The organism is Blastococcus sp. SYSU DS1024 (genome assembly GCF_054050795.1).
On record NZ_JBJHAA010000029.1, the window covers coordinates 1 to 21952 of the forward strand.

Consider the following 21952-nt stretch of genomic DNA (forward strand, 5'->3'; position numbering starts at 1 on the left):
GGGGGGGGGGGGGGGGGGGGGGGGGGGGGGGGGGGGGGGCGGGCGCCGCCCCCCCCCCCCCCCCCCCCCCCCCCCCCCCCCCCCCCCCCCCCCCCCCCCCCCCCCACCGCCGGCTCCGTGCCGTCATGGCCGGAGGTGCCCCCGCCTGTCAGGGCCGGAGGCCGAGGGCTGCGGCCTCCTCGGGGTGTGCCCGCAGGTACTCCTCGTGGGCCTCGGCCACCCGCAGGCTCGCGCCCTTCGTCTCCCCGGCGACCGTCACCGCGGTGAAGGAGATGGCGCAGAGCACCATGATGTAGATGCCGACCGAGCCCGACCACCCCGTCGACTGCAGGAGCAGCTCGGCGATCATCGGCGCGAAGGCGCCACCGAGGATCGCACCCAGGGCGTAGCCGATCGAGACGCCGGAGTAGCGGACCGCCACCGGGAACATCTCGGCGTACATCGCCGACATCGGCCCGTACGAGAGCCCGAGCCCGATGGTCAGCAGGAACAGGGCGACGCCGTAGAGCCAGATGTTCCCCGTGTCGATGAGCAGGAACATCGGGATCATCCAGAGGAACACCAGGGCGTAGCCGATCTGGAACGTGCGCACCCGGCCGATCCGGTCGGACAGGATGCCGCCGTACATGGTGAAGGCGAGCCAGCCGAAGGACGCCAGGGTGGTGGCCAGCAGGACGGATTCGCGCGGCATGCCCAGGGTGGTGCTGGCGTAGGCGATGAAGAAGGCGATCAGCAGGTACCCGGCGGCGTTGTTGGCGATGAAGATCAGCGCGCTGAGCACCACCTGCCTGGTGTTCCGGCGGAAGAGGTCGCGCAGGGGTGCGGAGGACTCCTTCTTCCGCAGCTGCATCTCCTTGAAGACCGGGCTCTCCTCCACGGCGCGGCGGATGAGGTAACCGATGACGATCAGCACGACCGACAGCAGGAAGGGGATGCGCCAGCCCCAGGACTGGAACTGCTCGGGTGTGGTCAGCGTGGACAGCAGCCACAGCACGCCGGTCGCGAGGATCATGCCGACCGGCACTCCCACCTGCGGGTAGGCGCCGAACAGGCCGCGCCGCCCGACCGGGGCGTGCTCCACCGACATCAGTGCCGCGCCGCCCCACTCGCCGCCGGCGGAGAAGCCCTGCAGGATCCGCAGCAGGATCAGGATGGCCGGTGCGGCGAACCCGATCTGCTCGTACGTCGGCAGCAGCCCGATCAGCGCGGTGGCGGTCCCCATCAGCAGCAGCGTGAAGACCAGCATCCGCTTGCGGCCGAGCCGGTCGCCGAAGCGTCCGGCCACGATGGCCCCGAGCGGGCGGAACAGGAAGCTGATGCCGATGGTGGCCAGCGAGAGCACGGTGGCCAGCCCGGGGGAGTCCTCGCTCAGCGGGGACAGGAAGAGCGGGGCCAGCACCAGGCTCGCCGCCTGCGCGTAGATGAAGAAGTCGTACCACTCGATCGTGGTTCCGGCGAGGGTGCCCGCGAGGACCTTCCGCTCCTCGCGGGTCATCCGGTGGGGCGCGCGAGAGTGGGCATCTGTGGAGAGGGACATGGCAGCTCCGCCGTCGCTCGGGTGAGGTGTGCATTTACTGACCGGGCGGTCAGTCGCTGCGGGACGGTAGCTGAATGTGTCCCTCGCCACAACGGGGGGCCTCGTCACCCGACCGTCCGGTCAGGTGGGGTGGGGATGCGCTCGCACACGGGTGTCGGGCGCGGCGGGCGCCGGGAATCGTCCTGGACGCTCTCCGCTCCGCCGCGGATCGCCCCCGTGCCTGGAGGGGGTGCGAGGGTGGTGCCGGTGCCGGTGCCGGTGCCGGTGCCGGTGCCGCCGTGCAGGGCGGCACCGGCGTCGCCGAGGTCCGGCGGGTGCTCTCGACGGGGCCCGATGGAAGTCGGGTGGACGCGTCCGGGCTGCTCAGCCCGTCGGGCAGTCGCGCAACGCGTCCGCCGGGAACTCGGGGACGGGTCGGGCCTGGGCCTCCTCGAGGGTCTCGGCCTCGCCGTTCTCCTCGATGTCCTGGATCAGCCACTCCATCTCGTCGATCTCCCGCTGCTGGGCCTCGATGATCTCGACGGCCAGCTGGCACACGCGGACGTCGGTGATGTCGGCACGCTCGGAGCGGGTGATGGCCAGCGAGTGGTGCGGGATCATCGCGCTCATCCACGCGGAGTCCTGCACGGTGGCCTGGCTGCGGTCGAGGAAGATGCCGCCGCCCAGGAGCAGGAGGCTCACCGCCACGATGGCGATGTTGCCCTTCACGTTCTTGTACATGTTGAGCATCCAGGCGAGCATGATCAGCCCCATGGTGCCGCCCATGGTGAGCGCCATGAACAGGCGGCTCTCGCTCCACCGCACGTGGCTCCACTCCCACGTGCCGGCGAACATGGTCCAGTACATGACGACCATGGCGGTCAGGATCATGGCCCCGAAGCGCAGGTACATCTTCGTCTGATGCGACATGCCGCCGTCCTGGCCGTGCTCGTCGTGCTCGTGCTCCTGCTTCGTCGCCATGGTCGGGTCTCCGCTCTCTCGTGCTCGGGGCCACGGCCCACACGCGGTGGCCGTCGCCTCCGTACCCGCCGGTGACACCGGGGACCGGCCGTGGTCGGAGCGTCTCCGCGCGCAGCGCCAGGGCCGCGGGGTGCAGGCGGCGACGCCGACGCCGACGCCGTGCGACCGTCCGCATGCCCGTACGGCCGTGCGGGTAAACCGCGTCGGCCGGCGCCTTCGCGAGGGCGACATCCGCCCGTGGTCGTGACCGGATGGCGGTGTGGTCCACCCGTGGCGCCGACGGATCGGGGCTGCCGGCACGGCCGTACGGGTACGAGAGCAGCGGAGGTGCTTCGCGATGTCCGAGCCTGACCATGCGCACCCGGTCGACCCTGAACGCGTCGGCCACGCCCGCGCCCGGCTTCCCGGCCGGGAGGAGGCCGCCCAGCTGACCAGCGTGCTGAGCCTGATGGCCGACCCCACCCGGGCCCGCGTGCTCTTCGCCCTCGACATGGTCGAGGAGCTCTGCGTCGGCGATCTGGCGCTGGCGCTCGAAGCGAACGAGGACGCCATCGGGTACGCACTGCGACTGCTGCGCACGGCGGGTCTCGTCGCCAACCGGAAGCACGGGCGCGTCGTGTACTACCGCCTGGCCGAGGGCTTTCCCGAGCCGCTGCGGGAGCACTGCCTCCGGCAGTTGATCGTGCTCGCGGACGGTGCGCCGAAGGACGACTGACGGGCGAGCACCGGCTGGTCCCCGACCCCCGGTGGTCGGCGTGGTCGTCGGGGTCCGGATCGGCCTCGCGTCCCGGCGTGAGACGAGGGGCGCAGGTGCAGACGAGGAGAGGCCCTGGTCAGCGAACTGACCAGGGCCTCTCTCGTGGGGTGAGTGACGGGGCTCGAACCCGCGACACCCAGGATCACAACCTGGTGCTCTACCAGCTGAGCTACACCCACCGTGCATCCGTCCGGGCGCACCGGCCCGGAGGAACGCGCCAACGATACCGGAGCCCCCACGGCGACCCGCCGGGGGAGTCGCCGCCCTCAGGCGGTGCCGGCGTCCCCGGACGCGAGCAGGTCGGCGAAGGAACCCACCACCTCGTCGGCGGCCTGCTTGGCCTGATCGCCGCTGGGCCCCGGTGCGGCCACGAAGAGCGTGCGCCGGTAGTAGGCCAGCTCCCGGACCGACTCGATGATGTCGGCCAGCGCCCGGTGGGCGAGCCCCTTGGGCGGCTGCGCGAAGTAGACGCGGGGGAACCAGCGGCGGGCCAGTTCCTTCACCGAGGAGACGTCGACCATCCGGTAGTGCAGATGGTCGTCGAGCTCGGGCATGTCCCGGGCGAGGAAGCCGCGATCGGTCCCGATCGAGTTGCCGCACAGCGGGGCGGTGCGCCTTTCGGGGACGAACCGCTTCACGTAGGCCAGGATCTGCTGCTCGGCCTCGGCGAGGGTGAGCGTGGCGGCGCGGACGGCGTCGGTCAGCCCCGACTTCGCGTGCATCTCGGCCACGAACTCGGTCATGCCGTCGAGGTCGGCGTCGTCGGCGGCGATGATGAGGTCCAGCCCCGGGTCGAGGACGTTCAGCTCCGAGTCGGTGATCAGCACCGCGACCTCGATCAGCTTGTCCTTGGTGAGGTCCAGCCCGGTCATCTCGCAGTCGATCCAGACCAGGTGTCCCGCGCTCTCCGCCACGTCGTCCGACAGTACGCACCGGGTGCCCCGACCGCCCCGATCACCCCTCGTGTCCACGTGCATCCCAGGCGCCGCGGACGCGCGACCAGAACGCTTCGGAAACGGCACGGATCACCGCTAGGGTCGCCCGAACGCCCGCCGTCAGGAAGATCCCCGTGTCCTCTGCACCTGCCCCCGTCGCCACACCCGCGCCGCAGGCGCCGGGCACGCTCCGCGCCGGCCTGGCCCACCCGATCGCCCTGCTGCGGTGGTTGTGGGCGGCGTACGTGACCCCGGGGCGGCCCGGGCGGCCCACCACCCAGACCGAGCTGCGCTGGATCTACACCGCGTGGCTGGGGGCCTTCCTGCTGAAGATGCTGGGGTCGTCCTGGGACGTCTCCTGGCACTTCATGTGGCTGCGTGACGACCTGGCTCCACCACACCTGCTCAACACGGTGGGCACCGTCGTCGTCGTCGTGCTGGTGCTGTTCCACAGCTACAGCGGGTACGGCGTCGATGGGCGTGCGCTGCGGCTGATGCAGGTCGGCACCGCCACCTTCCTGGTCGCGGTCCCGGTCGACATCGTCAACCACCGGATCAACGGGCTGGACATCACCAGCTGGAGCCCCAGCCACGCGCTGCTCTACATCGGGACGGCGATCATGCTGGCCGGCGCGCTGCGCGGCTGGTGGCTGTACGCGGCGCCGGGGCGCACCCGCGACCTCGTCTCGCTGGGGCTGTGGCTGTTCTTCGTCGAGAACGTGGTCTTCCCCAACCAGCACCAGGAGTACGGGGTGCTCTCGCTGGAGGCCTACGACGCCGGCCGGACGACGGCCGAGCCGCAGCTGCTCGACTTCGCCGCCTCGCAGGGCCAGTCGCCGGCCATGTTCATGCTGCCGGTGCCGTCGTGGGTGCACCCGGCGTGGCTGATCTGCGCCGGCCTGCTCGCGCTCGTGGTGGCCCGCCGGGTCGTCGCGCTGCGCTGGACGGCGACGGTGATCGCCGTCGTCTACCTCGGCTACCGGGGCGTCATGTGGCTCGGGCTGGTGGCGACGGGCTTCCCGCCGTCGGTGCTGCCGGTGGTGCTGATCGTGGGCGCCCTGCTCGTCGACGTCGCCGCCGACCGCCGGGTCCCCGGCTGGGTGGCGGGTCCGGCGGTCACCGCGGCGGTCTACGTCGTCGCCTTCCCGCTGGAGTCGATGGGCCTGCTCCCGCCCTGGAACTGGTGGTCGGCGCTGCCGGTGGCCGTGGCGTTCGGCGCGCTGTGGGCGGCGGTCGACGCGCTGGCCGACAGCTCCTGGCTGGCGCGGTGGCGCGTTCCGGAGGAGCCGGCTGCCGCCGAACCCGTTCCCGTCTGAACCCGCCGGGCCACGTCGAGAGCGACGGATCGGTCGCGACGATGACGTAGCGTCGGTCGCGGCTGCCCCGCGGGGTCGCCGTCGGTGCCCCGCGCCGGGACCGAGCCGACGGATCTCCTGACCGCAGAACCCGACCGCCCGGAGGACGACGTGCTGGTCCTGACCCCGGCGCCGCTGGAGACGGCGGGCGAGCGTGCGTTCTTCGGGGAGCTCACGCGGTGGGACACCGGTGGTTCGGTGCGCGCGGCCGTGGTGGCCTCCCTGCCGCTGGTGGACGAGCCGCTGGGCCGACGCCAGTCCGACGCGGTGCTGCTGGTGCCCGAGGGCCTCGCCGTCATCCGCGTGGTCGAGGTCCTCCGGCAGTCCGGTGTGGTGACGGCGAAGCCCGAAGGTCCGTGGACGATCGCCGCCCCGGGGGAGGGTCCCGAGCAGGTGCTGCACCAGGCCGGGGGTGGCTCGACGCCGCTCGACGGGCTGATGCGGGCGGGCATGGACACCGCGGTGAAGCTGCGGCGCGCAGGCCTGCAGCCCGGGCGGATCGCGCGCCTCACCGTCCTGGTCGGCGAGATCACCGGACTGGTGCCGGCCGACGGCGACCTGGGCGAGGGGGACCTGGTCGCCACGCTGGACCCCCGCTCCCTCCTGCTCGCTTTCGCCCGCGCCGCACGGCACGCCGGGGTCGACAACCCCCGGCTGTGGACCACCGCCGACGTGCGGGCGGCCCTCGCGGCGCTGGAGCTGCCCGGCCGGGGGCCCACTGTCGAGGAGCTCAACGGCGAGGCCTTCCCGTACTCGCCCTACGTCCTCCGCCGGCCCGAGCTGCTGACCCCGGCCGCGATGGCCGCCTCGCCGGCGATCACCCCGCCGGGCACGCCGGACACGGAAGCGCGCGGCGGCACCGACGGCGCGGCGTACGACGGCGATCCGCTGAGCGCGACCGCGGTGGCCCGTGCGGTCGCCGCCTCGGTGGCCTCCGCGCACGCCGCCGCCGTGGCGGCGGCGGCGCCCACGGGCGCCGCGCCCGGCCTCACCGTGCAGCGGGACACCGTCGAGGTGGGGGGTGCCCCGGCCCCGCCGCGGGCCGCCGGCGGGCCCGTCGGCGCCGCGGGCGGCGACGAGGGGCGCGCCGAGCGCGACGACGACGCCGCGACCCCGCCCGGGCCGCGCACCGCTGTGCTCCCGGCCGCGCCCCGGGCCGCCGAGCCGCCCGCGCGCCCGCCGCTCTCCCCGGCGTGGGGTGCCACCGCATCCGGTCGGGGCGAGGCGCGGGCGCCGGGCGACCGCCGGCGGGCTGCCGCGCTGATCGCGGCGGTGGTGGCCCTGGTGGCCGTCTGCGCGATCGCCGCCTCGCTGCTGCTGGGCAACGGCTCGGGGGGTGAGGGCGCCGCGGGCGACGACGGGGCGGCGTCCGACGCCGTCGCGGCGGGGCCCACGACCGGTGAGGTGCGCGAGGTGGACGGCACCGCGTACACCGTGGAGGCCGTGCAGGTGGACGACAGCTGCGCCGGGCACGCCTACGGGGAGGTCGCCCGGTTCTTCGCCGCCACCGACTGCGCCGGGCTCTCCCGGGCGCTCTACTCGGCGGAGGTCGACGGCGCGCCGGTGGTGGTCTCGGTGTCGCGGGTGGACATGTCCGACGCCGCCGCGGCCCGACAGCTGCGTGCCCTCACCGACCGCGACGGCAGCGGCAACGTCAACGACCTGTTGCGCGAGGGGGTCACCTACGACGGCGGCCCGGCGGGGTTGCGGTCGGCGCAGTACGCCAGCGCGGTGTCGGGGTCCACCGTCACCGTCGTCGAGAGCGCGTGGTCCGGTGCGCCGGGGCCGGGCGGCGCGGCGGCGGTGGACAAGGTCGCCTCGGACGGGCTCGCGCTGCCGGTGCCACCTCTCCCGGAGGGCTGAGGCCCTTACCGGCGCGCGCCCTCAGGCGGTGGCCGCCGCCCAGGCCATCGCGCGGAGGAGCTCGGCCATGGCGGGGCGGGCCAGCCGGCCGGCGCTGTGCGGGGTGGAGTTGATCAGCCCGAAGACGGCGTGCGCGCGGGCCCGGCAGGCAGCTGCCTCGGCCCCCGGGTGCACCCGCGCCAGCACGGCCACCCACACCTCGACGTACCGGCGCTGCAGTCGGCGCACCTGCGCGGCCTCGGCCTCGGGCAGGGAACCGAGGTCCCGGTCGTGCACGACGATCAGCGCCGGGTTGTCCAGCGCGAAGTCGACCTGGAAGTCGATGAGCGCGCGCAGCTGGGCGGCGGGGTCGCTGCCCGTCGCCGCGACCCGGTCGCGGCCGCCGTCGGCGAGGCGCGCGCTGATGCGCAGCAGCATCTCGGCGAGCATCGCGTCCTTGCTGGCGAAGTGCCGGTAGATCGCCGGCCCGGTCACCCCGACGGCCGCACCGACGTCGTCCACTCCCACCGCGCGGGACCCGCGTTCGGCGAACAGCCGGGCGGCCGCTTGCAGGATCTGCTCCCGCCGGGACGGGCGGGTGGCGTCGGCGTGCAGCGCGGAGTCCTGGGCGGGGGAGTCCGCACCCAGGTCCGTGCCGGCCGACGTCATGCGACGGATGCTAGCCCGCCGGTGAACTCCGGTTAACCCTGCAGCGGTTGGGGTGGACCTCCACCGTGAACCGTGGTTAACCTCTGCCCCGTGGACGCACCGGTGGTCTCCCACGCCCCCTCGGCCCACCCGGCGGGCGCCGCGAGCAATGCCGCGGCGCACGCGGAGCTCGTCGCCGATCTCGCCGAGCAGCTGCGCGCCGTGGCCCTCGGCGGTGGCGAGCGGGCGCGCGAGCGGCACACCGCCCGCGGGAAGCTGCTGCCGCGGGAGCGGGTCGACGCGCTGCTCGACCCGGGGAGTCCCTTCCTGGAGCTGTCGCCGCTGGCCGCGCACGGCCTCTACGACGGCGAGGCGCCGGCGGCGGGGATCATCACCGGCATCGGCCGCATCTCCGGCCGGGAGTGCGTCGTGGTCGCCAACGACGCCACGGTCAAGGGCGGCACCTACTACCCGATGACGGTGAAGAAGCACCTGCGCGCGCAGGAGGTGGCCCTGCACAACCGGCTGCCCTGCATCTACCTGGTCGACTCCGGCGGCGCCTTCCTCCCGATGCAGGACGAGGTCTTCCCCGACCGCGAGCACTTCGGCCGGATCTTCTTCAACCAGGCGAACCTCTCCAAGGCCGGCATCGCGCAGATCGCGGCGGTGATGGGGTCCTGCACCGCCGGCGGCGCGTACGTGCCCGCGATGAGCGACGAGGCGGTGATCGTCCGCGAGCAGGGCACGATCTTCCTGGGTGGGCCGCCGCTGGTGAAGGCCGCGACCGGCGAGGTGGTCACCGCCGAGGAGCTCGGCGGGGGAGACCTGCACAGCCGCGTCAGCGGGGTCACCGACCACCTGGCCGACGACGACGCGCACGCCCTGCAGATCGTCCGCCAGATCGTGTCCACCCTCGGGCCGCGGGAGCCCCGGCCGTGGGACCTCGAGCCGGTCGAGGAGCCGCAGCACCCGCCGGAGTCGATCTACGAGGTGGTGCCGCCCGACCCGCGCACGCCCTACGACGTCCGCGAGGTCATCGCCCGGCTGGTCGACGGCAGCCGGTTCGCCGAGTTCAAGCCGCTCTACGGGCAGACGCTGGTCACCGGCTTCGCCCGGCTGCACGGGCACCCGGTCGGGATCATCGCCAACAACGGCGTGCTCTTCGCCGAGTCGGCGCTCAAGGGCGCGCACTTCATCGAGCTGTGCGACCGCCGGAAGATCCCGCTGCTGTTCCTGCAGAACATCACCGGCTTCATGGTCGGCCGCGACTACGAGGCCGGTGGCATCGCCAAGCACGGCGCCAAGATGGTCACCGCCGTCGCCTGCGCGCGGGTGCCGAAGCTGACCGTGGTCATCGGCGGCTCGTTCGGCGCCGGCAACTACTCGATGTGCGGCCGGGCGTACTCGCCCCGGTTCCTGTTCACCTGGCCCAACGCCCGCATCTCGGTGATGGGCGGGGAGCAGGCGGCGTCGGTGCTGGCGACGGTCCGCCGGGACGGGCTCGAGGCCCGCGGGCAGGAGTGGCCGGCCGAGGACGAGGAAGCCTTCAAGGCGCCGATCCGCGAGCAGTACGAGTCCCAGGGGCACCCCTACTACGCCACCGCCCGGCTCTGGGACGACGGCGTCATCGACCCCGCGCAGACCCGCACCGTGCTCGGCCTCGCCCTGTCCGCCTGCGCCAACGCGCCGCTCGAGGACGTCGGCTACGGCGTCTTCCGGATGTGAGCCAGATGTTCGACACCGTCCTGGTCGCCAACCGCGGGGAGATCGCGGTCCGGGTGATCCGCACCCTGCGGGAGATGGGCATCCGCTCGGTCGCCGTCTACAGCGACGCCGACGCCGGCGCGCTGCACACCCGGCTGGCCGACGTCGCCGTGCACATCGGGCCGGCGCCGGCCGCGCAGAGCTACCTGTCGGTCGAGCGGGTGCTGCAGGCCGCGGTCGCCACCGGCGCCCAGGCGATCCACCCCGGCTACGGGTTCCTGTCGGAGAACGTGGAGTTCGCCCGCGCCTGCGAGAAGGCGGGGATCGCCTTCATCGGCCCGCCGGTCGCCGCGATCGAGGCCATGGGCGACAAGATCCGCGCCAAGCAGACGGTCATGGCCGCCGGCGTCCCGGTCGTGCCGGGCCGGACCGAGCCCGGGATGACCGACGCCGAGGTCGCCGACGCCGCCGTCGCCGTCGGCTTCCCGGTGCTGCTCAAGCCGAGCGCGGGCGGTGGCGGCAAGGGCATGCGGGTCGTCCGGTCCGCCGACGAGCTGCCCGACGCGATCGCCGGGGCGCGCCGCGAGGCCAGCGGCTCCTTCGGCGACGACACCCTGCTGGTGGAGCGCTACGTCGGCAACTCCCGGCACATCGAGGTGCAGGTGCTGGGGGACGCCCACGGGAACGTCATCCACCTCGGCGAGCGCGAGTGCTCGCTGCAGCGCCGGCACCAGAAGGTGATCGAGGAAGCGCCGTCGCCGCTGCTGGACGCCGGCATGCGCGCCACCATGGGCCGGGCGGCGGTCGAAGCAGCCAAGGCCGTCGGGTACACCGGCGCCGGCACCGTCGAGTTCATCGTCGACGCCGACCGGCCGCGCGACTTCTTCTTCCTCGAGATGAACACCCGGCTGCAGGTCGAGCACCCGGTCACCGAGTGCGTCACCGGGCTGGACCTGGTCGAGCTGCAGGTGCGGGTGGCGGCGGGCGAGCGGTTGCCGGTGGACCAGGACGACGTGTCACTCGACGGGCACGCGATCGAGGCGCGGCTCTACGCCGAGGACCCGGCGCGCGGCTTCCTGCCGCAGGCCGGCACGGTGCTGGGGCTGGTGGAACCCGAGGGTCCTGGTATCCGGGTCGACAGCTCGCTGGCGGTCGGCTCGGTGGTGGGCACCGACTACGACCCGATGCTGGCCAAGGTCATCGCCTGGGGCCCCGACCGGGACACCGCACGGGCCCGGCTGGTGGGGGCGCTGGGACGCACCGCCGTCCTAGGGGTGGCGACCAACGCCGCGTTCCTGCGGGCGCTGCTCACCGACGCCGACGTCGTGGCCGGCACGCTCGACACCGGGCTGATCGAGCGGCGTGGCGAGGCCCTCACCGCCGTCGATCCGGTGCCCTTCACCGTGTACGCGGCAGCGGCCCTGGCCCTGCTGGTGGAGTCCGAGCCGACCGGACCCGTCGTCGACCGCTGGGACGTGCCCGACGGCTGGCGGCTGGGTGAGCCCGCGTGGACGGTGCGGCGCCTGCAGGTGGCCGGCGCCGAGCCGGTGACCGTGCGGGTGCGCGGCCGGGCCACCGCCGCGGAGGTGGCGGTGGGCGAGGCGGAGCCGGCGCCGGCCCGGGCGGTGCGGGACGGGGAACGGCTGACGGTGACCTACGCCGGGCAGTCGTCGTCCTACGCGCTCGTGCACGCCGGCGGAACGGTGTGGCTGGCCGCCGGGGGGCGGGTGACTGCCCTGCGCGAGCACGAACGGCTCTCGTCCGCGGCCGGGTCGGCGGCCGGCGACGGCGTCGTCACCTCGCCCATGCCGGGCACGGTGACGGTGGTGCGGGCCTCGGTCGGCGACGAGGTGGAGGCGGGCACCCCGCTGCTCGTCGTCGAGGCCATGAAGATGGAGCACGTGCTCACCGCCCCGGTCGCGGGGACGGTGGCCGAGCTCGGTGTGACGGCGGGCCAGACGGTCGCGCTGGACGAGCGGCTGGCGCTGGTGACCCCGGCGGCCGGGCCCGAGCAGCAGGAGAACTGATGTTGGACTACCGGCTCAGCGACGAGACCGAGGCGCTGCGGACGACCGTGCGGGAGTTCGCCCGGGAGGTGATCGCCCCGCAGATCGGCGAGTTCTACGAGCGGGACGAGTTCCCCACCGAGATCGTTCGGCAGATGGGCGAGCTCGGGCTGTTCGGCCTGCCGTTCCCCGAGGAGTACGGCGGCGCGGGCGGCACCTACTTCGACCTGTGCGTGGCGCTCGAGGAGCTGGCGCGGGTCGACAGCTCGATGGCGATCACCGTCGAGGCGGGCGTCTCGCTGGGCGCCATGCCGATCTACCGGTTCGGCACCGAGGAGCAGAAGCGCGAGTGGCTGCCCCGGCTGTGCACCGGGGAGGCGCTCGGCGCCTTCGGCCTCACCGAGCCCGGGGGCGGGTCCGACGCCGGGGCGACGCGCACCACCGCGCGCCTGGAGGACGGCCACTGGGTGATCAACGGCTCGAAGGCCTTCATCACCAACTCCGGCACCGACCTGACGTCCCTGGTGACGGTGACCGCGGTGACCGGCACGAAGCCCGACGGCAAGAAGGAGATCTCGGCGATCATCGTGCCGTCGGGGACCCCCGGCTTCACCGTCGGCCAGCGGTACTCGAAGGTCGGCTGGAACGCGTCCGACACCCGCGAGCTCTCCTTCGACGACTGCCGGGTGCCCGAGGAGAACCTCGTCGGGCAGCGCGGCCGCGGCTACGCCCAGTTCCTCTCCATCCTCGACGAGGGCCGGATCGCGATCTCCGCGCTCTCGGTCGGGCTGGCCCAGGGGTGCGTGGACGAGTCGGTGAAGTACGCGGGGGAGCGGGAGGCGTTCGGGCAGCCGATCGGCCGCAACCAGGCGGTCCAGTTCATGATCGCCGACATGGAGGTGCGGGCCTCCACCGCGCGGCTGGCCTACTACCGGGCGGCGGAGAAGATGCTGCGCGGCGAGCCGTTCAAGCGCGAGGCCTCGATCGCCAAGCTCTACAGCTCCGAGGTCGCGATGGACAACGCCCGCTACGCCACCCAGGTGCACGGCGGGTACGGATTCATGAACGAGTTCCCGGTCGGCCGGTTCTACCGCGACGCGAAGATCCTGGAGATCGGCGAGGGCACCAGCGAGGTGCAGCGGATGCTCATCGCCCGGGACCTCGGCGTCGGCTGACCCGACGCCGGACTCAGCGGCGGGCGAGCTCGGCGGCCAGCGGGTCGAGCCCGAGCTGGCCGAGCGCCAGCACGTCGCGGTGCCACTGCGCGAGGTCGAAGGCGTCCCCCGCGCGGCGCCGGGCCTCCTCCCGGCAGGTGAGGAACACCCGTTCGCCCACCTTGTAGACCGGCGCCTGCCCGGGCCAGCCGAGGTAGCGGTGCAGCTCGTCGACCCGCATCGCGTCCTCCATGCTGACGTGCCGGCGGAGGAAGGCCAGCGCCACGTCGTAGTCCCACCGGGAGCCGGCCGCCGCCCGCGCGGGGATCGGCAGGTCCAGGTGCACCCCGATGTCCAGCACGACGCGGGCAGCCCGCAGCTCCTGGGCGTCGAGCATCCCGAGCCGGTCACCCGGGTCCTCGAGGAACCCGAGCTCGCCCATCAGCCGCTCCGCGTAGAGGGCCCATCCCTCGGCGTTCCCCGAGCAGGAGCAGAGCAGCCGCTGCCAGCGGTTGAGCCGCTGTGCGTCGTGCACGGTCTGCCCGATCTGCAGGTGGTGGCCGGGCACGCCCTCGTGGAAGACCGTCGTGGTCTCCCGCCAGGTCGTCATGTCTTCAACGCCCTCGGGCAGCGACCACCACATCCGGCCCGGCCGGCTGAAGTCCTCGCTGGGCGCGGTGTAGTACACGCCCTCGCCGGCGGTGGGGGTGAGCCGGCCCTCGATGCGGCGCACCGGCTCGGGGATGTCGAAGTGGACCCCGTCCAGCGCCGCGACCGCGCGGTCGGCGGTCTCCTGCAGCCAGGCCTGCAGCGCCTCGCGGCCCCGGATGATCCGTGCCGGGTCGGCGTCGAGCACCGCCATCGCACCGGCCACCCCCTGCCCGGGGGCGATCTCCTCGGCGAGGCGCTCCTTCTCGGCGACGATGCGGGCCAGCTCCGCCCAGCCCCAGTCGTAGGTCTCGTCGAGGTCCAGCCGCGCGCCGGTGTGGTAGCGGGACTCGACCAGGTACCGGTCACGGCCCACGCCGTCGGTGTCCGGCGCCAGCGGCAGCAGCACCCGCTCGAGGTGCCCGGCGAACCCGAGCAGGGCGCCCGACGCCCGCTCGGCGCCGTCGGCCAGGTCGCGGCCCAGCGCGCTGCGGGGGTCGGCCGGGGCCTCGCGCGCGAGCCGGGTGAAGAAGCCGGGGCGCTCCGGCGTCCCGGCCCACTGCCGCGCCCGCTCCGCCGCCAGGCGTACCTGGCGGGCGGCCGCGGCGCGACCCCGGTCGGCGGCGTCGTCCAGCCCGCGTGCGTACCCCAGCAGGGCCTTGGGCATCGTGGCGAGCCGTACCGCGACCGCGGCCCAGTCCTCGTCGGTCGCGGTGGGCATCAGGTCGAAGACCTCGCGGAACCCCTGCAGCGGGCTGTCCACGGTGTTCAGGTCGGCCTGCGCGTAGCCGGCGTCGTAGCGGTCGAGTTCCGCCCCGAGCCGCTCCAGCATGGCGCTGCGGGCGATCTCGTCGCGTCGGTCGACCGGTTCCAGCGCCTCGGCCTGCGCGCGCGTGCGGCGCAGCAGCTCGGCGTGCGCGGCGTGCCCGTCGGTGCTCAGGTCCGGCCACCGGTCGTCGTGGCCGGGCACGCCGATGTAGGTGGCGACCACCGGCTGCGCCGCGGCGTAGCTCTCGACGAAGCCGTCGGCGAGCTGGTCCAGCGGGGACGGCGGGCGCACGGGGGAGTCGGTCACCGGGGTCACGCTATCCGGGCGCCCACCCGCTGCCCGCTCAGGCCGTGACGTCGACGAGCACCTTGCCGATGGCGCCGTCCTGCACCGCCTGGTGGGCCGCCGCCGTCTCGGCGAGCGGGTACACGTGCAGCGGCAGCCCGGCGTCCTCGCCGACCCGGACCGCCCCGTCGGCGACGGCGGTGGAGACGTCCTCGATGCCGAGCACCTTGGCCCGCTCCGGCTCGGTGTAGACGAGCACGAACTGCCAGCGGGCGTTCGGCCCCATCTGCGCGCGCACCGGCACGGTCACCTCCGCGCCCCCGTCGTCGGCGTACATGGCGACCGCGCCATGCATGCCGATCACCTGCGCGTCGACGCCGGCGTTGACCGCGGCCGATACCTCGACGATCGCGTCGACGCCCTTCGGCGTCACCTTCCGCACCTCGGCGACGACGTCCTGGTCCTTGTAGTTCACGACGTGGTCGGCCCCCGCGGCCGCGGCCAGCTGAGCCTTGCGGGGGCTGCTCACCGTGGCGATGACGGTCGCGTCGGACCAGCGGGCCAGCTGGATCGCCGCGTTGCCCACGGCGCCCGCGCCGCCCTGCACCAGCACGGTGTGCCCGGTGAGGGAACCCGGTCCGAGCCGGTCGGGGAGCGACTCGGCGACGGTCAGGCAGCGGTGCGCGGTGAGGAAGGGGATGCCCAGCGCCGCGCCCAGCTCGAAGGACGGGTCCGCGCCGAGGAGGACGACGTGCCGGGCCGGGACGACGGTGAACTCGGCGGCGGTGCCCCACGGCCGCTGCCAGGCCGCCTCCCAGATCCACACCCGCTGGCCGAGCATCGCGGGGTCCACGCCCTGGCCGACGGCGTCGACGGTGCCGGAGCCGTCCTGGTTGGGCACCTGACCGTCCGGGCCGGGCTGCGCTGCGCTGCGGGACTTCCAATCGGTCGGGTTGACGCCGGAGAACGCGACGCGGACGCGCACCTCGCCGGGGCCGGGGTCGGGCACCGGCCGGTCGATCAGCTGGAGGACGTCGGGGCCACCGGGTTCGCTGTAGGAGATCGCTCGCACGCCGGGCCTCCTACCCGCCGGCGGCCGGCTCACTCCGCGCGGAGCCGTGAGGTGGTGCGCCGGTTCAGCCGGGCGGGGCGTCGTCGTCGGTGGGCCACTCCGGGATCGGCAGGCCCGACACGGTCAGCAGCCGCTCGACGGTCTGCTCGACCGTCTCGTCGGTCGGCGGCACACCCCCGGGCGAGGCCATGAGCCGGCGCACCTCTGCGGGATCGAGCTCCGTGCCCACCGCATCGCGCACCCACCGGGCGAAGCCCTCGGCCTCGGCGTCGACGTCCACGGGGGTGGAGGCGTCGGGCTCGTCGAAGTACACGCGCGGCTCGTAGCCGAGGAAGAACCGCCCACCGGTCGCGTCCGCGGCCCGGTAGTCGACGGTCGCGATGTCGCTGTCGTGCACGTCGACCATCAGGAACGGCACCGCGGTCGGCCGTCCTGTGCGCCAGCGCCCCTCGCTGTAGACGAGCGTGCCGAAGTAGCCCATGGCCCGAGGCTAGCCGCCGGCACCGGGTCGGCTGGGGGGCGTCGAGAGGTGCATCGACCACATGGCGGGGTAGGTGGTGGGCCGGAGAACGTCCCGCGACGGAGGAGCAACCCACGATGAGCACCAAGGTCGAGCAGTCGGTCCAGGTCGACGTACCGGTACGCACGGCGTACGACCAGTGGACGCAGTTCGAGGACTTCCCGCACTTCATGAGCGGTGTCAAGGAGGTCCAGCAGCGCGGTGACCGGCGGCTGCACTGGGTGGCCGAGATCGCCGGGGTGCGGCGGGAGTGGGACGCCGCGATCCTCGAGCAGATCCCCGACCAGAAGATCGCCTGGGCGGCGACGGATGGCGCGACCAACGCCGGTGCCGTCCGGTTCGAGCCCGCGGGCCCCGGGTCCACGATCGTCCACCTGAGCCTGGAGTACGAGCCGGAGGGCCTGGTGGAGCAGGCCGGCGACAAGCTCGGCATCGTGGGCCACCAGGTGAAGTCGGACCTGCAGCGGTTCAAGTCCCTGATCGAGGACGAGGGCTACGCCAGCGGTGCGTGGCGCGGGTCGATCGAGCACGGAGTCCGCGCCGGCACGCCCGGCGTCGAGGACGCGGCTCTCTCGCGCGGCGACAGCGGCAAGGCCGGGCTCTCGGCGAAGGGCGTCGCCGCCGGCGCAGCCGCGGTGGCCGGGGTCGCCGCGGCCGTGGCCGGTTCGAGGACCTCGACGAGCGAGTCGCAGACCGAGCAGCCGCGCGAGGTGCCTGCCTCGCCGCCGGTGACCGGTGTCGAGCAGGTGCCGGCGGACGACGTGCGGGTCGAGGACGAGGTCCGAGACACCACCCAGGGCGCCACGGCCGCCGGGCGCCGGGACGACGACCCGGCCACCGGGGGTGGCAGCCGCTGACCCGGGCGGTGCGGGGAGGGGCGCTGTGTCCTCCCCTCACCACCGTTCGGAGCAGTCGGAGGGTGAGGCGAGGCGGCGGCCATCGCCTCCGGGTCGGCGACGGCCCCGGTAGGGGCCCGCCGCGCCGTGGTGGTCGGCGGACCCCTACCGGGCGGGGGCCGCCCGCCCCGGTGCCAGGCCGGCCGCCCGCGCCCGCTGCTCGACCGTGGCGACGGCGCGGCTCAGGTCACCGAGGTGCCGCTGGACCATGCCGGTCGTCGACATCACCTGCCGCCGCCACGTCAGGTTGATCGTGGCGACGACCCGGTCGTCGAGCCGTACGGGCATCGCGATCGACTCCCGGCCGTCGTCCACCTCCGACCGGGGGCGGGTGGGGTGGCCGCCGAAGTCCGGGGCCCGCACGCCGTAACCGCGTTCACGGGTGGTGGCGACCAGCCTCCGCAGCGCCCCGTCGTCGAAGGCCAGCCCCCGCCCGGTGGCGTCACGGGACCGCAACCGCCGCAGGACGGCGTCGAACTCCTGGTCGCTGCAGAAGGCGAGGTAGGCGCGGCCGGACGCGGACCCCAGCATGTTCACCCGGTAGCCCCTCGGCCGGCGCGGCAGCGCGTCGAAGTAGGTGCGGGTGCTGTTCGTCTCGAGCGTCTCCATGTGGTCGAGCCGGGGGACGGCGAGCACCGACGGCCACTGCAGCCGCCCGGCGAGCTCGTCGAGCACCGGTGAGGCGATCTCCACCAGCCAGGCGTCGTGGTCGGCCTCCACCGGGCGCTGGGTGTGGCTGGGCAGGAACGCGCCATCGACCATCCGCTGCCACACCAGGCCCTGCTGGTGCGCGGTCCAGAGGATGCGGGTGAGGGTCGGCTTGGGGATCCCGGTCGCCAGGTGGAGGTCGTGCAGGCTGGCCGCGCGCACCTCCTGCAGCGTCTGCAGCACCTGCAGGCCACGAGCCAGCGACTCGATGGGTTTGACCCGGTAGTTGCGCATCCGCTCCCGCCAGGGACTTTTCGCAGCGTGAAAGACCGTCAGGTGAGTGTTGCCCACCAGATGTGTCCTGCGCCACTGTCTGGCCATGCCGGCTTCTCGATCGACGTCCCGGGTCCGCGAGGGCGACCTGCTGTGGATCCCGGCCCCCGAGCGGGCCGCGGCCACGAGGCTGGCGGAGTTCACCGCCTTCGTCGCCGAACGCACCGGGCGGGGGTTCGCCGGCTACGCCGACCTTTGGTCCTGGTCCACGGTCGAGCTCGAGCAGTTCTGGCAGGCGGTCTGGGACTTCTTCGAGGTGCGGTCGTCGGCGCCGCACACCGCCGTCCTGGAGCAGCGGGTCATGCCCGGCGCCCGGTGGTTCCCCGGTGCCCGCCTCAACCTCGCCGAGCACGTCCTCCGGCAGGAACGCGCCGGGGAGCCGGCGCTGCTCTTCGCCGACGAGACCACCCCGCTGCGCGAGCTGGCGTGGGAGGAGTTCGCGCGGCAGGTGCGGGTGGTGGCCACCCACCTGCGGGCGCGCGGCGTGCGGCCGGGGGACCGGGTGGTCGCCTACCTGCCCAACGTCCCGCAGGCGATGGTGGCGATGCTGGCGACCGCGAGCATCGGGGGGGTCTGGGCCAGCGTGTCGCCGGACTTCGGCTCCCGCGGGGCGCTGGACCGGCTGGGGCAGCTGGACCCGGTCGTCCTGGTCACCGCGGACGGCTACCGCTACGGCGGCCACGACTTCGACCGGCGCGGGGAGGTCGCCGCACTCGTCTCCGGGCTGCCGGGGCTGCGGGAGGTCATCACGGTCCCGGTGCTCGGGCTCGACCAGCCGGGGACGCCGTGGGCCGAGGTGGTGGCCGCTCCCGACGTCCCAGACCTCGCCTTCGAGCAGGTGCCCTTCGACCACCCGCTGTGGGTGCTCTTCTCCTCCGGGACCACCGGCCTGCCCAAGGCGATCGTGCACGGGCACGGCGGGATCCTCCTCGAGCACCTCAAGCTGCACGTGCTCCACCACGACCTCTGCCCCGGTGACCGCGCCTTCTTCTTCACCACCACGGGCTGGATGATGTGGAACTTCCTGCTCACCATGCCGCTGGCCGGGGCGGTGCCAGTGCTCTACGACGGGAACCCCGCCCACCCCGACGTCGACGTCCTGTGGCGGATCGCGCAGGACGGCCGCGCCCGACTCTTCGGCGCCAGCCCGACGTTCGTCGAGCTCATGCAGAAGGCAGGCGTCGTCCCCCGCGAGCGGTTCGACCTGTCCGCGCTGGACGTGGTCATGCCGGCCGGCTCCCCGGTGGGCCCGGCGGTCACCGCCTGGTTCTACGCGGACGTCAAGGACGACCTGTCGGTCGCCACGGGCAGCGGCGGCACCGACTGCTGCACCGGCTTCGTCGGCGGTGTCCCGACGCTGCCGGTGCGCGCGGGGGAGATCCAGGCCCGGTCGCTGGGAGTGGCCGCGGAGGCGTGGGACGACTCCGGGAACAGCGTCGTCGGCCGGGTGGGGGAGTTGGTCATCACCGAGCCCATGCCGTCGATGCCGCTGTTCTTCTGGGGCGACGAGGACGGCGCCCGGTACCGCGCCAGCTACTTCGAGACCTATCCCGGGGTGTGGCGGCACGGCGACTTCTTCGAGGTGAACGAGCGCGGGGGCTGCTTCGTCCGCGGCCGTTCCGACGCCGTGCTGAACCGGCAGGGCGTCCGGATCGGGACCGCCGAGATCTACCGCGTGGTCGAGGACGACCCGCAGGTGCTGACCTCGCTGGTGGTGAACCTCGACCTGCCCGACGGGGGTTTCTTCATGCCGCTGTTCGTCGCGCTCGCACCGGGCGCGGAGCTCGACGAGGCCCTGGAGGCGCGGCTGCGCACCCGGTTGCGCAGCGACTGCACGCCGCGCCACGTCCCCGACCGCATCGTCGCCGTCGGCGCGATCCCGGTGACCCGCAGCGGCAAGAAGATGGAGATCCCGGTCCGGCGGCTCCTGCTGGGCGCGCCCGTCGCCGACGTCGCGGACCCGAACGCGATGGCCGACCCCGACGCCTTCGCCGACATCGCCGAGTACGCCCGCACCCAGTCCGACTACTCGCTCTGACCCCCGTCCACCACCCGCGAACAGGACCGCCATGACCGAGCGCTCGTTCCCCCTGCCCTCCCAGCTCGACGCCGTCCCCGGGGCGGAGGGGTGGGAGGCGATGTACCCCTACTTCTCGCGCTTCCAGCCGGAGGACGACCAGCGCTTCTGGTTCTACAACTCCATGCACTTCCCCGAGGTGGTGCCGGCCTTCGACGGGCTGACCTCGGAGATCCCCTACACCGCGATCGGGGCGAACACCGCCCGGCTGTTCTCCTTCCCGACCACCATGGGCATCGAGTACCGGATCGTCAACGGCCGCGTCTACATCACCGCCAACCCCGTGCTCGACGAGGCCGAGCAGGGCCGGCGGCTGGCCGACTTCCAGGAGCGGGCCGGCTACTACTACGCGAACTGGGACCGTCTGTACGGGGAGTGGCAGCAGCGCATCGAGGCCCTGATCGCCGACATCGAGGGGGTGGAGGTGCCCGAGCTGGGCAAGCTGGACCCGCTCGAGGTGGTCACCGGCGGCCGCGGGTTCGCGTCCAACCACTACCTCCGCAAGAACTTCCACCGCTGCATCGACCTGTACTCGAAGATGTGGCACCACCACACCGAGTTCCTGATGCTCGGTTACGGCGCCTACGTCGTCTTCTTCGAGTTCTGCAAGCAGGCGTTCCCCGAGATGGGCGACCAGATGGTCGCCCGCATGGTCGCCGGCATGGACGTCACCATGTACCGGCCGGACGACGAGCTGAAGAAGCTGGCCGTGCTCGCCGTCGACCTCGACCTCGCCGACCTTTTCGTCGAGGGGACGGCGCCGGCCAAGGTGATCGCGGCGCTGGGGGAGCGCGGGGAGGCCGGCGCCCGCTGGCTGGCTGCGCTCGAGGCGGCCAAGGACCCCTGGTTCAACGTCTCGGTGGGGGACGGGTTCTACCACCACCACCTCTCGTGGGCCGACGACCTGACGGTGCCCTTCGCGGCACTGCCCCGCTACGTCGAGCAGGTCCGCAACGGCGAGGACCTCACCCGCCCGACCGAGCGGCTGGCCGAGGAGCGCGACCGGATCGCCGGCGAGTACCGCGCGCTGCTGGACACCCCGGAGGAGCAGGCGGCCTTCGACCAGATGCTGGGCCTGTGCCGCCAGGTGTTCCCCTACATCGAGTCGCACAAGTTCTACTGCGAGCACTGGTTCACGACCCGCTTCTTCCAGAAGATCCGGGCGTTCGGGCAGCTGCTGGCCGAACGCGGCGTCCTGCTGGACGCCGACGACGTCTTCCACCTGCGCCACCTGGAGGTCGAGGACGCCCTGGCCGACGTCATGCTCGCGTGGGCATCCGGTGGCACCGAGCTCGGTGCCCGGCACTGGCAGCCGATCGTCGCCGAGCGCAAGCGGATCGTGGCGGCGCTGTCGACCTGGTCGCCCCCACCGGCCCTCGGTGCGGTGCCGGAGGCGCTCAACGACCCCGCGGTGAAGATGCTCTGGGGCATCACGCAGGAGACCATCGAGTCCTGGCTCGGTACCGAGGAGGACGACGAGTCGGCCGTGCGGGGCTACGCCGCCTCACCCGGCGTGGTCGAGGGCGTGGCCCACGTGCTGCTGAACGTCAACGACATCGGCCAGATCCGCGAGGGCGAGATCCTCGTCTGCCCGGTCACCGCGCCCAGCTGGGGCCCGGTGTTCGGCAAGATCGCCGCGGCCGTCTCCGACATCGGCGGGACGATGAGCCACGCCGCGATCGTGGCCCGCGAGTACGGCATGCCCGCCGTCGTCGGCACCGGTACCGCGACCGCCCGCATCCGCACCGGTGACCGCGTGCGCGTCGACGGCGACCGTGGCGTCGTCACGGTCCTGAGCTGATGGGA

The 21952-nt window shown here is 73.5% G+C and carries 17 protein-coding genes and 1 tRNA gene; 9 read left to right on the top strand and 9 right to left on the bottom strand.

Annotated features, from left to right (window positions below):
- Nucleotides 1-148 precede the first annotated feature (148 nt).
- Together ACI79S_RS19045 and ACI79S_RS19050 are read right to left on the bottom strand one after the other, a co-directional pair.
- A complete protein-coding gene (locus tag ACI79S_RS19045) occupies nt 149-1537 on the bottom strand; it encodes an MFS transporter (RefSeq protein ID WP_456595012.1) in 1389 nt (462 codons plus the stop codon).
- 363 nt (nt 1538-1900) lie between these two features.
- Nucleotides 1901-2497 carry a DUF305 domain-containing protein gene (locus tag ACI79S_RS19050; protein ID WP_456595013.1) on the bottom strand — a complete coding sequence of 199 codons (597 nt, stop codon included), beginning with the start codon at nt 2495-2497 and terminating at the stop codon, nt 1901-1903.
- A gap of 337 nt (nt 2498-2834) precedes the next feature.
- Here ACI79S_RS19050 and ACI79S_RS19055 point away from each other — a divergent pair, with 337 nt between their 5' ends.
- On the top strand, nt 2835-3212 hold the full coding sequence (locus tag ACI79S_RS19055; protein WP_456595014.1) for an ArsR/SmtB family transcription factor: 378 nt from the start codon (nt 2835-2837) through the stop codon (nt 3210-3212).
- 145 nt (nt 3213-3357) lie between these two features.
- Here ACI79S_RS19055 and ACI79S_RS19060 read toward each other — a convergent pair.
- Both ACI79S_RS19060 and orn read right to left on the bottom strand, forming a co-directional pair.
- Nucleotides 3358-3433 (bottom strand) — tRNA-His (locus tag ACI79S_RS19060).
- Nucleotides 3434-3520: 87 nt separating this feature from the next.
- Nucleotides 3521-4168, bottom strand: coding sequence for an oligoribonuclease (orn, locus tag ACI79S_RS19065; RefSeq protein WP_456595015.1), 648 nt, complete (start codon nt 4166-4168; stop codon nt 3521-3523).
- Between the two features lie 155 nt (nt 4169-4323).
- On the opposite strand from orn, the gene ACI79S_RS19070 reads away from it, so the two are divergent.
- Both ACI79S_RS19070 and ACI79S_RS19075 read left to right on the top strand, forming a co-directional pair.
- Complete coding sequence (locus ACI79S_RS19070) at nt 4324-5505, top strand: hypothetical protein (protein ID WP_456595016.1); 1182 nt, start codon at nt 4324-4326, stop codon at nt 5503-5505.
- An 84-nt stretch (nt 5506-5589) separates the two neighbouring features.
- Nucleotides 5590-7407 carry a hypothetical protein gene (locus ACI79S_RS19075; protein ID WP_456595017.1) on the top strand — a complete coding sequence of 606 codons (1818 nt, stop codon included), beginning with the start codon at nt 5590-5592 and terminating at the stop codon, nt 7405-7407.
- A gap of 21 nt (nt 7408-7428) precedes the next feature.
- On the opposite strand, the gene ACI79S_RS19080 is transcribed toward ACI79S_RS19075, so the two are convergent.
- A complete protein-coding gene (locus ACI79S_RS19080) occupies nt 7429-8055 on the bottom strand; it encodes an SACE_7040 family transcriptional regulator (protein ID WP_456595018.1) in 627 nt (208 codons plus the stop codon).
- A gap of 90 nt (nt 8056-8145) precedes the next feature.
- On the opposite strand from ACI79S_RS19080, the gene ACI79S_RS19085 reads away from it, so the two are divergent.
- The 3 genes from ACI79S_RS19085 to ACI79S_RS19095 are packed head-to-tail and all read left to right on the top strand — an operon-like array spanning nt 8146 to nt 12919.
- On the top strand, nt 8146-9759 hold the full coding sequence (locus ACI79S_RS19085; protein WP_456595019.1) for a carboxyl transferase domain-containing protein: 1614 nt from the start codon (nt 8146-8148) through the stop codon (nt 9757-9759).
- A 5-nt stretch (nt 9760-9764) separates the two neighbouring features.
- A complete protein-coding gene (locus ACI79S_RS19090) occupies nt 9765-11765 on the top strand; it encodes an ATP-binding protein (protein ID WP_456595020.1) in 2001 nt (666 codons plus the stop codon).
- Nucleotides 11765-12919, top strand: a complete 1155-nt coding sequence (locus tag ACI79S_RS19095; RefSeq protein WP_456595021.1) for an acyl-CoA dehydrogenase family protein — start codon at nt 11765-11767, stop codon at nt 12917-12919. The genes ACI79S_RS19090 and ACI79S_RS19095 overlap by 1 nt, the downstream gene beginning before the upstream one ends.
- A 13-nt stretch (nt 12920-12932) precedes the next feature.
- Here ACI79S_RS19095 and ACI79S_RS19100 read toward each other — a convergent pair whose 3' ends face one another.
- The 3 genes from ACI79S_RS19100 to ACI79S_RS19110 form a co-directional block, all read right to left on the bottom strand.
- Complete coding sequence (locus tag ACI79S_RS19100; protein ID WP_456595022.1) at nt 12933-14621, bottom strand: DUF885 domain-containing protein; 1689 nt, start codon at nt 14619-14621, stop codon at nt 12933-12935.
- A gap of 37 nt (nt 14622-14658) precedes the next feature.
- Entirely contained in the window at nt 14659-15672 is a 1014-nt protein-coding gene (locus ACI79S_RS19105) for an NADPH:quinone reductase (protein WP_456595023.1), read from the bottom strand.
- Between the two features lie 64 nt (nt 15673-15736).
- Nucleotides 15737-16153, bottom strand: coding sequence for a hypothetical protein (locus tag ACI79S_RS19110; RefSeq protein WP_456595024.1), 417 nt, complete (start codon nt 16151-16153; stop codon nt 15737-15739).
- Between the two features lie 116 nt (nt 16154-16269).
- Between ACI79S_RS19110 and ACI79S_RS19115 the strand changes: the two genes are divergently transcribed.
- Nucleotides 16270-17049: an SRPBCC family protein gene (locus ACI79S_RS19115; RefSeq protein ID WP_456595025.1), complete on the top strand. Its 780-nt coding sequence runs from the start codon at nt 16270-16272 to the stop codon at nt 17047-17049.
- Nucleotides 17050-17193: 144 nt separating this feature from the next.
- Here ACI79S_RS19115 and ACI79S_RS19120 read toward each other — a convergent pair whose 3' ends face one another.
- A complete protein-coding gene (locus tag ACI79S_RS19120; RefSeq protein WP_456595026.1) occupies nt 17194-18030 on the bottom strand; it encodes an IclR family transcriptional regulator domain-containing protein in 837 nt (278 codons plus the stop codon).
- Between the two features lie 85 nt (nt 18031-18115).
- Here ACI79S_RS19120 and ACI79S_RS19125 point away from each other — a divergent pair, with 85 nt between their 5' ends.
- Complete coding sequence (locus ACI79S_RS19125) at nt 18116-20107, top strand: acetoacetate--CoA ligase (protein ID WP_456595027.1); 1992 nt, start codon at nt 18116-18118, stop codon at nt 20105-20107.
- Nucleotides 20108-20138: 31 nt separating this feature from the next.
- Nucleotides 20139-21947, top strand: a complete 1809-nt coding sequence (locus ACI79S_RS19130; RefSeq protein ID WP_456595028.1) for a PEP-utilizing enzyme — start codon at nt 20139-20141, stop codon at nt 21945-21947.
- Nucleotides 21948-21952: the final 5 nt, after the last annotated feature.